Below are 13,257 nucleotides of genomic sequence, written 5' to 3' on the forward strand. Positions count from 1 at the left end.
CGACCCAGCCGTCCTGCCAGCTTCATCAAAACCTAATCGAGGAGAGCTTCGATGTCTTTAGCAACCGCGGTCAAAGTCGGGATAGAAATCGTGAATGCCGTACGGCAGTCTGAAGCAGACCGGAGTTTTGCGAGTTGGCAGCGCGGCATATCGTCAAAGCTCCGATCCATCTATGAGAATACGGAAGAGATTCTCGAAGATCTGAAGCTACTCAGAATTGACATCCGTGACATCGTGGTTGAAGATTCGAGACGAGACTTCATTGCGGCTCTTGAAGGAGCCACATTTGATCTCTTAGCCATCGGGGCGGGACTAGGTAAAGCTGCAGATCTGACCGACCATCAACGCTCCCGGGTGCTTGCAAGCTGCGGTGCATTGCGAACCGTGCTTGGGGCAGCCGATTTTGGTAGGTTCGGCGCAACAACTGTGCCTTGGGTCTTGCCAAGTTATGTTGCGCTACGTGCGGCTCTATCGTTGGCAGGGGCGGATGAAAATGAGATCGATACGACTGAGGACACGATGGTGCTCAAGTACTTCGATCCGGCTATCGATCCTAGCAACGTCAACAGCCTGCTTTATGCGGCAAGGTTGGCAGAGGACGAAATCACACGGCTTCGACCAGCAATTTCTTCGCGGATGAGGGATGCGACCCTAGGTTTTACGACGGCAATGTGTTCTGGCGCCGCGCGCGAAGAACATCGAAAGAAGTATCATCCGTACGTTCCAAACTGCTTTCAGGTTTGGCAATGGATCTGCACCTTCACGGGAGACCCGGATCGCGCCGACTCAGTGGAGTCACTGGGCGATGTGTCAACCAGACATTCGGGGCCTACGCCCCAGCCGATGCTTGGCGTCTTATATATGTTTGCAGACCCGCCACTCGTTGACACCAATGCTCGCCCAAGAAATGGCGCGGAGGTAATGGCTTTAAGGACTGCATGGGTCGACAAACTCAATCTTTGGACGAGGCAAATCGCGAAAGAAAAGGAAAAGGCATTAGAGCTTCGCGGATGGGCGGCTGCTGTTAAGGATGCACTTTTTAGACAGTCTATTAACACGCTCTTCTCGCACTCGCCGGTTGAGGTTGCCATCGCTGCGCATAGTCCAGACAACAAGACGTAGGTCACTCTTGAGAAAACATGCGTCTCAAGCAGGTTCCGGAAAAGGTGAAGACGCACCTTGGCTTGAGTGAGCCCGGTGCCGAGCTGCGTTCTCGGAACAGGTCATGAGCGTCAGTGATTCCGCTCTGGAGGGCAGGATCTGTCGCTGAGGCCCCAATTCCTCATATGCAAGCCCACAGCTGTGCGGATCGGCACATCCCGCGTGTTCGTATTCAGCGCCTCGAAGCTGGAAAACGACAGCAACTTCGACAACGTCGCCAGCAGGGGAGAGAAGCCACGCCTGCGTCTTTCGTTCGCACGATCTCTTGGCGGAGGCCTTGACTCTCGTGCCGCGCGTCTACGGAGTGCGCCATCGAAGCCGATGCGCGGCGACCGTCGCATCGTGACGCGCGTCGTCGTCGGCGTGCAGATAGATGCTTGTTGTGCTGATATTGGCGTGGCCAAGATTATCGCGAACTACTTTCAGATCAGCCTTCTCGCTAAGGTGGCTCGCAGCCGTGTGACGAATCCAATGCGTCGATGCATCTTCGAGATGCGCAGCCGCAGCCTGGAAGCCAGAACCCCGCGACCGTAGCGCCGCCGCTGCGGCGCGCATTACCTCCTTTACAAGCTCATGAATAGCGCTTCGCGCTATTGGCTTGATCGGGGCGATTAGCGTCATTACCAGTGGCGTTTCATCACCCTCCAGCGGAAGCGAACTTAGCGCAAGAGCGTTGCGATAGCGCACCAGTTCAGTCATCAGTTCGCCTGTTGCTGGGACGAGACGGGGTTTATTGCCTTTGCCGGCGATCTCGAGCCACCAGCGTGTGCGCCCGTCGACTCCACAACGGCTGAAGAATCCGCCCATGCGAGCAGCGCAAATCTCAGATACACGAAGCCCGCCGATGTAAAGCAGGGAGAAAAGCCATCGGCAGCGCGATGCGCGGAGCCTTTCGCGCTCCGTGGACGCGGGCATCGCCTCGACCGCCGCCTTCACCAGGTCCCAGTGTTCATCTGGAAGAAAGCGGCTCACACGAGGTGCCGCCTGCCGATGCTTGCGGCGGCTTAGCGCCAGCGGATTGCCGGCTAGATATCCAGCCCGGACAAGCCACGAAAACATCGCGTTGAGGATCGACAACGCCTGGCGAAGGCTCGACGGCCCCAGCGGGCCGGCAAAGGGTCGCCAGCGCGGCGAGTTGCGCGCTGGCTTCTGTCCGGGTCCCATAACCCAGTGTTCGGCCGGCTGCGGGTTCTCCAGAAAGCGGTGGTAGAGCAGCAGATCCTCGTGCGTCAGGTCAGAGAGGGCTGCACCACGCTGCAGAACGCACCACAGCAAAAAGCGTTCGACTTCCTTGCGATAGTTGGCGAACGTGGCAGGCGAATCGAGATAGCGAGCCAACCAGGCCAGAACGGCCGAGCGGTCATCGGCCGCGGTCAACTGCGATCGCGAACTGGCGCGATTTCGGCCGCAACTGCCGTCCAGGTGGACCGGGATCATTAGCTGATCGAGGCTGGCGGGTGCATTCATCGGGGGTGGAGTGCAACACAACGGCATCGCCGAATTATGGACATAAGAAGGATTATGTCCATAGATTTACACTTATCTCAATGAACTCAACGTATTACGTTGTATTATTTATTAATGAGCACCGAAATCGAACTCCAGAGCGACATCGAATCCCTCAGGGGGCGGTTTACGGAAACAAGAGACCTCTATCGCGAGGTCTGCGCATTGCTGTTCTTCCGCTATGGCATCACTCCCACTGCCAGCAAGCTCTACCAGTTCGTGCGCAAGGGTTCGATGAGCGCGCCGGCGGAGGCGCTGGCCAAGTTCTGGGAAGACCTGCGGAGCAAGGCGCGAGTTGAAATCGATCATCCGGATCTGCCGCCCGAACTCAAGACGAGTGCAGCGGAAGCCATCGCCGATCTATGGCGGCAGGCCACGGCCGCCGCGCGCCACGAACTCGCGGCGCTGCGCCTTGATGACCAGGCGGCGGTCGAGAAAGCCCATGACGAGGAAGCTCGAGCCCGCCAGGCCGCATCGGAGGCGCAGGCCAGCGCCGATGCCCTGGGTCAGCAACTGAGGGCGACCCAAGAAACGCTCCAGCAACGGCAAACGGACCTGGAGGCAGAACGGCGCGCCCATGCCGGCGTCGTGGCACGACTGCAGGAGCTGCAGCGCCATCTCGAGGAAGCGCGCAATCAGCAAGAGCGGACGCGGGCGGATTTCAGCGCCGAACTGGTCAAGGCGCGGGAGGCCGTTGCCGTTGCGAACAGCCGCGCAGACGCTGCGGAGCGGCGCGCACTGCTGGACATTGACCATGAGCGTCAGGCGCGGGTCAAGGTCGACAAGCAGCTTGAGGCGCTGCGCGGCCAACTGGCGCAGACCGAAAGCCGCCATCGCGAGAGCCTGCTGTCGCAGGCCGAGACCATCACGCGGCTGCAGGTCAAGGCCGATGCGGCCGAGGATTCGCAACGAGAGCTGACCGCCAGCAATCGCGGCCTTGTTGATGATCTTCAAGCGATTCGGGAACGACTCGCAGTGGCGCAGCAAGAAGCGACTCAGTTCGAAGCCGAAGCACAAACGCTTCGCGCCCTGCTGGAACGGCTCTCGCCACCGGAACAGGAGCCGCCGCAAGGGGCGCTGGCATCAAAGACCGTCAAGGCCGGCACGCGAAAGGCGCGTTAGACGCGCTCGCGCACGATCCCGCTGCAGACTTAGGGGTCAGCCGCTGAGGCGGCCTTGCGCAGGGCGTGTAGCTCCAGGCGCGCGGATTCACGAATTTCATCACGGTCTAGTTCGACTGCGGTGTCGTCGACCCAGGTTTCCCAGAGGCTTTCGAGCCAGGCCTGACGGGTGCTGAACGCTTCGACTGCATAGTCGAGCCAACTGGCGAACCCGGCGGGTGGTGGTAGTGGCTTTTGGATGGTGAAGAGAAATTCTCCTTGGTGGGTCGAAAGAAGGCTGAGATCATGAAGCACGACTGCGATGTCCGGCAAGTTCATGTCAGTTACCTGCGAAGCACTTTCTGTGAAAAAGCAATTCTTTGGCGTTAAGGCCGTGGCGTTCGATGTCTACGGGACACTCGTGCACATAGGGGACCCGAGGCGCCCGTATCGACGACTGCTTTCCGAGTTGAACACCTTGGGACGCGCTCCAAGAACGGACAATGGCGCTCGAATAATGAAGTTGGATGTCGGGTTGGCAGAGGCTGCTGAACTGCTGGGCATGACCTTGCCCGGCGATGTGCTCCAAGAGCTGACGGTCGATCTCAGTGCGGAGCTCGCGAGCATCAGGCTTTTTGAGGATGCGATACCGGCGATTCGTTTGCTGCAGAGCCGCGGTCTCCCCATCGGTCTTTGCTCCAATCTGGCTGGTCCATATGCCAAGCCGGTTCAGGCGTTGCTGCCGCAACTCGATGCTTACGCATGGAGCTTCGCGGTGGGCGCCGTCAAACCGGAGCCTCACATGTATTCGTACCTTTGTGACGCACTGGATGCATCACCAGAGCAGGTCTTGATGGTCGGCGATACGCTGTCGGCAGACTACGAGGGTCCGCGTTCTTTCGGTATGCAGGCGTGTCACCTTGCCAGGAAACGTACCTCCGAAGCGAAGGTCTGGATATCAACGCTGTTGGAGCTCGAGTCGTTGATCGGTAGTTAGGCGCGATCATTTACTGGAACTGCCAAGAGGCTGCACGACAAGCGGGGCTCTGCCGCATTAAGAACCGATCCTTAAGGCTCTTGGGGCTTGTGAGCCAAAAACCAGCCGTATCCCCCGGACCTCGATCGGAGAGCGGTTCGCTGGTTGCCACACTGTTCATTTTGGCGCTCGATAGGTCAAACGTCACCCGGGACGCGAATACAAGCAGCGTCCCGCAGCGGGCTTCAGCCACATCACAGCAGCATCTGGGGACATCGCTCGGAGCCTCTCGTCATGCCACAGATCACCCGCGAGCTCATCTAGCCGGCCGGCATCAACAATGCGCCAAAGACGTTGAAGCCCACGGGCGCAGACGTCCATCCAAGTTTCGCGGCCCACAAAGACACTGTACATTCATACAGCATCAATGTGTTTGGCGCTGTCTACCGCGGCCGCCGCCCAAGGCGCCCTCTTCCCGTGCATGAAAAGTCAAATATTCGCATTACATTGAGTGGCTGGCGCATGAAAACGCTGTATCATGCATTTTTATTCGAGTTACATGCATAGATCGGCTACAGGTGGAGCACTTCCCAATAGTTCTAGGACTTTGTCGCGCATCCGTACAGAGCGGAAACGAAGCCGTGCGCGCCCATGTAGAGCGTCTCGTTCGAGCCCTTGAGTCCGATGGCGCAGAGGAGCAGGTTGCACAGCTCAAGAAGCTCCTCCGACCGCAACCAAAGAGCGCGGAACTGTCGCCCAGTCGGGTGATCCTTTCGCGCGCCCTAGTTGGGGGTGAGACATTGACGCCAAATGTCCGCCCTCCGGTGGACAAGGAGACCGGTGCGGCGTTGGCGGAGATAGTGGACCCGGCGGAAAGCCCAAGACCAGTGTTCGACGAACCCTTGAGTGTCAGCATCGCCTCACTACTCGAAGAGTGGCGGAACGCAGATGACCTTCGCCTTGCTGGACTGCGACCTGCAATGTCCACCATGATTTTTGGCCCTCCTGGCACTGGCAAGACCATGTTGGCGCACTTCATCGCTGCACAGGTAGGGCTGCCAGTCGTTGTCGCGAAGCTCGATGGGCTTATATCTTCGTTTCTAGGTACAACAGCGCGCAATATCGCGAACCTTTTCACGTTTGCTGACCGTTACAGATGCGTACTACTGCTCGATGAATTTGATGCAGTCGCTAAGCTGCGTGACGACCCTCATGAGCTTGGAGAGATTAAACGCGTGGTTAACACGCTGCTCCAGTGCGTCGATGCGCGTGCAGGGGTGGGATTCACGATTGCTATAACGAATCACGAGGCGCTACTGGATCCTGCTGTTTGGCGTCGCTTTGATATCCGAATCGAAGTACCCAACCCAGGTATCGAAGTTCGGCAAGAAATTCTGACCCAGCGACTGGCCACCGTGTTTAACGAACCCGTGCGCTTTCGTTTTTTGGCTTGGTTGATGGAAGGCGCTAGCGGGTCGGACATTGAGAAGCTGACGGATTTTTTACGCCGTCAAATTGCAATCCGGAAAGATTCTTTTGATTTTCTGCAATCGTTACGTTCGTATGTCCAGTTGAGTGCGCAGCAAGACGCAGGCGAACGCCGGCAACTGGTGACGGGCGCGCCAGAAGAATTGGTCCGAGCTTTATTTAATGATAAAGCAACGCCATTCAATCAAGAGCAATTGGCGGCATTATTCGGAAAGACACAGCCCACGATCAGCAGATGGGTGAAGCGCGGCTAGAACAAAATTTTAGGAGTTGACGATGAACAGTCCCGTGCAGGTGGTTCTCAATTCTCAAGATTACGTACGCTTGGCAGATGTCAATCCGGGTGGGTCGAACAAAGACTTCTACGCGGACCGCGATGCCGCGTTTGTTCAGCACCGAGAGAAGTTGAGAAATCAGGTCCTCGGTCTTGAGCAGACGGGTGTCTCCAAGCGGGGTGGTCTCATCTACGCACATGTAGCGCTTCAAGCGGATGCGTGGGCCAAAAGTCATCGGCCAGTTAACAAGATTTTTCCTGGTAGTCATGTCGGCCCTTCATATGGGGGGCCGCTTGGCTCGATTGTTGTTGAGTTAGAAGCGAGTGCAATTTCTCGCATCGCGGCTACCATCTCCTCAGCCGAGCCTCAAACCAACTGGGTTCTAAACAAAGACGGCAAGAGGGTTGCCAAACCGTCTCGCGAGCGAAGCGAGGTAGGAGCCATTGAATCAGTACGGGTTTATTCATCAGCAGATAGACGAAATTTTTCCCTCGAGCAAGCCGTAGAATGGCTATCGGATCGCCGAACTGGAGGGTCATATTACATCGAGACGTTCATATCCGACCGTTCAGTAAATGAGCGCCAAAGCGCAGGTTTCCGCCTGCGCGGCGCGAAGGCATTGGCCGCATTCAGAACTGAATTAATTGAATTGGGTTTGCCGATAAAAGTCACCCAACTTGAAGAGCGTTGGGTTACAGCCTCTCTTTTTGTTATCACGATCAATCCCCAGGCGCTGGGCAACTTGGATGAAGCAAGAAGGATTCACGAGAAGCTCATTGGGTTCTTAGATGAACAGCCCATTGTTCGCTCGATCCTTCTTCCGCCCGTTTTGCAGGCCGCAAAACTTGAGTCCGACGAAATTGGACCCGCGAATCTGCCAGTTCCGGCGAATGTACTGAGCACTTATCCGGTGGTTGGCGTGATTGATTCTGGTGTCACGACTCATCCTGCCTTAGCTGCTTGGTCAGCTGGCGATACGGGAATGGTCTTCGGGACAGATCAAGACGTGGGTCATGGTACGTTCATTGCCGGATTGATTTGCGGAGCCGATGCTCTGAACTCACATCCGCTATTCCAAGAACAGAAATGCCGATTTTTTGATCTTGGATTACACCCGACCTCGGAAGGAAGTTACGGCCAATTTTATCCTCGCGGGTTTGTGGACTTTCTGGAACAGCTCGACGCCGAAATACCCGCCGCAAAAATGGCTGGTGCGCGGGTATTTAATATGAGTCTCGCAGTTACGACGCCGGTTGCGGATACGAGCTATAGCATTTTTGCAAACTTGCTCGACGAAATCGCCGATCGGCACGACATACTGTTTGTGCTACCGGCCGGCAATCTTGACGCCGCTCAGGCTCGCGAGGAGTGGCCTTCAAAGCCCACCGATGCAATGGAGATGTTGGTCAATTACCGGCACGCAGGCAAAGATCGGATTTTTCAACCTGCAGACAGCATTCGTTCCTTAGTGGTGGGGGCCGTTAATCCACCTGATGAACAGGGAGTTTGCCTTCCAGCACGTTACTCTCGAAGGGGACCAGGACCCTCGCTCGGAGCGAAGCCCGACATCTGTCACGTTGGCGGCAAGCTTGACTCTATGAGTGGCCTCTGTTCCATTTCTGCTGATGGCAATTTGTTGCACGCATGCGGTACAAGTTTTGCGGCGCCGCTCGCCGCAAAGACCCTCGCTGCAATTAATCATGAGGTGGTTGGAAAGCTTTCGAGGGAAGCGCTAATCGCACTCGCCATCCACCACGCAGATCTTCCGGCGGCCCTAACTCATAAGAAGTTGAAGCAGGTGATCAGGGACTTTGTTGGCGCCGGGATCCCCAGACTGGCAGATCACACCCTGCAAAATGAAGACAGTGAGATTACTCTAGTTTTCAGTGGTGTCCTTTCAAAGGGGCAAGAGCTGCGCTTTGCTTTTGCTTGGCCTAAGTCGTTGGTAACGGAGAAGGGCGCCTGTTCCGGTTCGGTAAAGGTGACCCTTGTACATCGGCCACCCATAGATAGGGACCACGCGGGGGAATTTGTGCGCGTGAATCTAGACGTCTATTTGCGTCAAGAGGTGATCGACCAAGAAACTGGAGAAGCGACATTTAAGGGTCGCTTGAAACAGGAGACCCCCTCTGGGCTTGAGAAAGAGCGCGTTCAACACGGTGCAAAGTGGTGGCCAGTTAAACGCTCAATGGTCACTCTGGATGAAGCAGGCAATTCCTCTCAGTGGCGTCTTGTTGTCGACTCGCTTTCGCGCAGCGAATATGCTTTCCCGGAGGAGGGGGTTCCGTTCACAGTATTAATGACGATCAGCGACGATCTTGGGTTGCCTATTTTTAATGAAATGAGGCAACAGCTGCAGGTCGCAGGCGCTCAAATTGACGACATCCGTGCCGAGATCCGCCCGCGTGTCGCGCGCTAATTGGCAGAGCTAGACGGAAAACAATTTAGCCATTGCTGGCTCAAACCAATTGCAGAGGGGGGAGTAAATGGCAGACAGCGCTGGTTCGGCGACAGTGGCCGTGTTCGGGGCGTTGGGGCTGGCGTATGCCACCCAGTTCGTTGCCGAGGACTTCAAGAGGTTTCGAGAAGGGTCAGCTGTTGCCGCAGGGCTAGCTGGTGAGCTCGACTCATACCGTGGGGCGTACGAAATACTCGTCAACGCGCTGACAAGCTGGAAGACGGCGACTGAGGCTGGCAACCGTGCGGGCATCCCCCTGCGGAAGATTGAGCGCCCACGGGACATGTACCTCGATGAGGTGGTGTCAAAGCTGGGTCTGCTCGGGAGCGAACTCGCCGGGTCGACTGTTCTTGTCTACAGCAACCTACGGGCCTTCCGCCTGGCGATGGAGCTCCTGAGCACTGAAGGCGCGTCCATGGGGAATGAGGAGTTCGTGAACCGCTGTGATATGTGCTTGGAAAGGCTGCGGGCTGCATACACAGAAGCTGAGACCCTGGTGCCGAACCTTGAGGCAAGGGCGCTCGCTTCCTTTTGGCGAACCTGGTGGCGTCAGCTTCTTGGTGGTGTGGCATGAACGTAGGGGAGCAGCTCGTCTCGTCCTATCTGCGCTACATCCGCAAATGCGACTTCATACAGACCAACCTCTACACCGTGGGTGTCCAGGGTGAGATTGACGTTGTGGCCATCAATCTCAAAGAGCGCAAGGTCTATGTGTGCGAGGTGGCCGTCCACCTGACGACTGGCCTCCAGTACGTTCGAGACAAGCGCCCTAACAACGTGAAGAAACTCGTCGAAAAGTTCGTTCGAGATATCGACTATGCACGGCAGTACCTGGCTGACTACGAGCACCACTTCATGCTGTGGAGCCCTGTCGTGAAAGATAGCCAAGGGAAGGCTGAGTACAACCAGCTCGGGCACCTGGAAGAGGTTCAGCGCCAGCTCAATGACACCATGGGTGTGAGGCTTGAAGTCGTCATCAATGAGAAGTTCGCCTCGGCCCTTCATGAGCTGCGTACATTCGCCGGCAAGCAATCCTCTGAGCTTCAGTGCCCCCTCATGCGACTTTTACAAATCGAAGAGCTGCTCGGCCGTCATATGAAGCGCGGCATCCGGCCTCTCGCTACAGGCGAGGAAGTAACCCTCTCAGATCTTATGTCGGGGCCCAGCCTGGGAGCGACAGCCTCGTGACCCCAGAAAGCGAAGAAGGAAAATCTGCTGACAGCTTCGTTTTAGGGGTTCTGGACCTTGAGCCGTTTCGTAGTCCTGAGCTTGTGTTCCACCCAAACTCTCAGAAGAGCTACACGTTGTTCTACGACGAGACGAACAACATACGCAAGCTTCGTTTCACAGAAACCGGCTTAAGCGACGAGGGGTTTAAGTGCTTCGTGTTGGGCGGCATTGCACTGGAGCCAGGAGCAAAGTTCGAAGGCCTGGACGAGCTGAGGACTGCACTTCACGTGCCGGCGAACGTCGATGAGATGAAGTTTAAGCACGTGGCTTGGGGCACGTACGAAAGAGTGCTGAAGTCGCCTCGCTTGGGTGTCCTGCTGCGGTGGTTGCTGGACAGGCCCCTCTACGTTCACTACAGCAATTTCAGTGTTCTGAATTGGTCGATTCTTGACCTAGTGGACTGCCTCCTCACGCATGAGCGGTTCGCTAATATTCGCTACAACCACTTAGGCATGAAGAGCGAGCTGCACGCCATAGTTCGCATGGACCCGCTGGGCTACTTTCGACTTCTTCGAAAGTTCGATTACCCCAACGTTGACCCCACACTCACCAGCGATTTTTTAGGTGCTGTGTGGATGCACCTCTACTCGATAATCTTCAAGCTCAATCGGGAGCGAAATCGTTCAAAGGAGGAGGGCGACTTTCGAAACGAAGACAGCTTCATGTTCTTCAAAATGCTCTCCGAGGCTGCGAACGATCCAGCTACCTCACTGAAGCTCCTAGCCGAGGAAGACCCTGAGACTCTAATTGGAAGTTTTGCCCCGCTGTTTCTCAACCGCATGGCGACCTTCGTGAACGCCGAACATGTCTTCGATGAGGAGCCCTCAATAGAAGAGCAGCTCGACGGAAGAAGAGTTGTGATTGGCGAGAGCGATGTTTCCTACCGATTTACCGACTCAAAAACGGAGCCTGGCATTGTAGTTTCCGACTTGGTGTGCGGCTTCCTCGGCAAGCACTTTACCTTCATCGAGCAGCACTCCATCGAAGAGCTTGACATCATAAAGGCTGGGCTAAATCAGCAGCAGCGCGCGAACCTTGAGCTCTTTGCCAAGCTCATCGATAAAGCCAACGATGAGTGCCAGTGCTTCATATTTAATTCGGCTGTTTTTGACAGCGGCGATAAGCATCTTTGGTTCGTGGACGGCACGCCATATCCACCGGAGCTAAGGTTTTGACAAACCCGATAACTGATATGAACGACAGCAAGACCGATGGGGCAATCCCTCAATTCCGAGGAAGGAGCCATGTAGCAGACACCTTTTGGCCTGAGGCGCTAGTGCATTGGGGTCGACCGTATGACGTGGGTGGTAGCGACTATGTCGTGATTGGCGAATACAGCACCATGCCGCTGGGGGACGTGGTCGGGACTCGCGTTGTTTCTGTAGCGCTTGTTCCTCCCGTTCGTGCGGCAGAACTCGTAGTCGTATCGGAAGGGACCGGATGGAAAGTGGAATCTCATGGACCTCGGCCTGTGGTCGACGGCGAGCGAGTACACAAATCAGGCTTTTGGATTGACGGTCTTGAGCATGGTGAGCGGTACGAGCCCCTCATTAATTCCTGGTCCGCTGACAACCATGAGGTTATTCTTCCGAGCAACGACCTTCTCATGGTGTACGGTCTCGTACCTCGGTACTTGGCGGACGGCACAGTCAGTTGGGATGACCGTTATCGACCTGTCTATGACGTTGTGCGCTGTCGAAGCGTTGTTAATACTTCAATGGATGCCCCAAAGGGGAGGGCGTTCGTTGAGATCCGCCGAGAGTACTTTTCCGACTACTGCAGTCTCAAGGGCTGCTCCGCAGTCGCGTTCTACTACGAGGAACGCCGGCCCGAACATGACGCTTCAATCCTTTCTGCTCTTCATGGTTCTCGCGCAGAAGATTTCCAGCTTCCAGGTCGACTGTTGAACCTTCAGCTGCCGCCTGGCCGATCAGTTTATTGCCAGGCATGGGGAAGAGCCATGGTTCTCGCGAAAGGGCGTCGGCAGGTCAGCGAAGAAGCTAAGCCGGAACTCGCGTGGCCAGGTCATGAGGGCCAGATGACCTATGAGCGCGCAGCAAGAGAATGGCTCTATGGATATGTGGCCGACAAGGTTCTGCTGAAGTACCAAAGCAACTCCGCATTCACGATCTACCCAGAGTCTGGTGGCGTGGCATACAGCGGGCAATGGTCTGTTGGCTACACGAACCGCATTGGGCGCAACTTCATTCGTGTAGAGCTCAAAAAACTGTACGAAGGCTGTCCACCTGGTGTCGTCGCTGAATGGCATTCACATGCGGTTGATCCTTCAGTTGCTGAGGCTGACAAGGCGCGCTATGGCGATACGAACATCAGCAACCGCGCACGTTCCTTCGTGGAGAGCTTCTTGCGGCTCACCAAAGTTCTGTTTTGGCTTAGCGATAGGCTTGGGCTCGCATTCACACAGGAGGAAATTGGCGTCTACAGCTCATCGGACATTGAGTACCGTGGTTGGTGGGGTGTGCCGGACTTGGCGGTGCATGGCAACGTGGCCCTTCTCGAATCGAGCCAGGCCGACTTTCTGCGGCGCTGCGTGCTGCTGCAAAAGCTCATGGAAGCCCTGAAGCCAGCGCCGCTGCGCAACATGTTGAACGCCCTCGGACTACCACGAGACAAGACCAATGAGTTGGGTTCCTTGAAGCTGCTCGGAGCTCTGTGCCAGGTGGCGACGTTGACCCGTGAGGGTGGCTACCATTGGCCGGAAGAGAGTAGCGTTGTCGCTTCTGCATGGGACTCAAGGGTGCTGCTTCAGCGGATGACCAGCGTCTTCGCCCTGGGCCAGCTACGGTCACTCGAGTCTCATAGGACTGACACCGACTTTGACGACAAGTTTGCCAAGCAGTGTGCTGTTTTCGGCATTGACCCGGCTGGTCATATGAACGGTTGGGGACTTGCTGTCGATACGGTGTACGAGCGCCTGACTGCGGACCTCAATGGGATCTCAGACCTGCTCAGCTCAGACTAGCAGGCGCGCGTGCTCAAATGTGTGAGGCGCAAACCTGCGATCAGACGGGCGCACCCGGATTGCATCGCAAGAAACTGCTT

General features: G+C 56.3%; 11 protein-coding genes. 9 read left to right on the forward strand and 2 right to left on the reverse strand.

What is annotated here, in order from left to right; all coding sequences use genetic code 11:
- Positions 1–51: 51 nt before the first annotated feature.
- Positions 52–1,122, forward strand: coding sequence for a hypothetical protein (locus tag QTH86_RS04315; RefSeq protein WP_286645895.1), 1,071 nt, complete (start codon positions 52–54; stop codon positions 1,120–1,122).
- 336 nt (positions 1,123–1,458) lie between these two features.
- Here the strand turns inward: QTH86_RS04315 and QTH86_RS04320 are convergent, their stop codons facing one another.
- Positions 1,459–2,628: a tyrosine-type recombinase/integrase gene (locus QTH86_RS04320; protein ID WP_286645894.1), complete on the reverse strand. Its 1,170-nt coding sequence runs from the start codon at positions 2,626–2,628 to the stop codon at positions 1,459–1,461.
- 114 nt (positions 2,629–2,742) lie between these two features.
- On the opposite strand from QTH86_RS04320, the gene QTH86_RS04325 reads away from it, so the two are divergent.
- Positions 2,743–3,789, forward strand: a complete 1,047-nt coding sequence (locus QTH86_RS04325) for a DNA-binding protein (RefSeq protein WP_286645893.1) — start codon at positions 2,743–2,745, stop codon at positions 3,787–3,789.
- A 29-nt stretch (positions 3,790–3,818) separates the two neighbouring features.
- Here the strand turns inward: QTH86_RS04325 and QTH86_RS04330 are convergent, their stop codons facing one another.
- Positions 3,819–4,106, reverse strand: coding sequence for a hypothetical protein (locus QTH86_RS04330; RefSeq protein WP_286645892.1), 288 nt, complete (start codon positions 4,104–4,106; stop codon positions 3,819–3,821).
- On the opposite strand from QTH86_RS04330, the gene QTH86_RS04335 reads away from it, so the two are divergent.
- The 7 genes from QTH86_RS04335 (at position 4,090) to QTH86_RS04365 (ending at position 13,177) form a co-directional block, all read left to right on the forward strand.
- The gene (locus QTH86_RS04335; RefSeq protein WP_286645891.1) at positions 4,090–4,764 is read left to right on the forward strand and encodes an HAD family hydrolase; all 675 of its coding nucleotides are present in this window, start codon (positions 4,090–4,092) and stop codon (positions 4,762–4,764) included. The genes QTH86_RS04330 and QTH86_RS04335 overlap by 17 nt on opposite strands.
- 803 nt (positions 4,765–5,567) lie before the next feature.
- Positions 5,568–6,485, forward strand: coding sequence for an AAA family ATPase (locus tag QTH86_RS04340; RefSeq protein ID WP_286645890.1), 918 nt, complete (start codon positions 5,568–5,570; stop codon positions 6,483–6,485).
- Positions 6,486–6,507: 22 nt separating this feature from the next.
- Positions 6,508–8,925 (forward strand): S8 family peptidase, encoded by a 2,418-nt coding sequence (locus QTH86_RS04345; RefSeq protein WP_286645889.1) that lies wholly within the window; start codon positions 6,508–6,510, stop codon positions 8,923–8,925.
- 67 nt (positions 8,926–8,992) lie between these two features.
- The gene (locus QTH86_RS04350; RefSeq protein ID WP_286645888.1) at positions 8,993–9,538 is read left to right on the forward strand and encodes a hypothetical protein; all 546 of its coding nucleotides are present in this window, start codon (positions 8,993–8,995) and stop codon (positions 9,536–9,538) included.
- Positions 9,535–10,152 (forward strand): hypothetical protein, encoded by a 618-nt coding sequence (locus QTH86_RS04355; protein WP_286645887.1) that lies wholly within the window; start codon positions 9,535–9,537, stop codon positions 10,150–10,152. Before QTH86_RS04350 ends, QTH86_RS04355 begins: the two co-directional genes overlap by 4 nt.
- Positions 10,149–11,369 (forward strand): DUF3800 domain-containing protein, encoded by a 1,221-nt coding sequence (locus tag QTH86_RS04360; RefSeq protein ID WP_286645886.1) that lies wholly within the window; start codon positions 10,149–10,151, stop codon positions 11,367–11,369. The genes QTH86_RS04355 and QTH86_RS04360 overlap by 4 nt, the downstream gene beginning before the upstream one ends.
- A 17-nt stretch (positions 11,370–11,386) precedes the next feature.
- Complete coding sequence (locus QTH86_RS04365; protein ID WP_286645885.1) at positions 11,387–13,177, forward strand: hypothetical protein; 1,791 nt, start codon at positions 11,387–11,389, stop codon at positions 13,175–13,177.
- The last annotated feature ends 80 nt before the right edge of the window (positions 13,178–13,257 follow it).

Source organism: Variovorax sp. J2L1-78, assembly GCF_030317205.1.
GTDB lineage: Bacteria > Pseudomonadota > Gammaproteobacteria > Burkholderiales > Burkholderiaceae_C > Variovorax > Variovorax arabinosiphilus.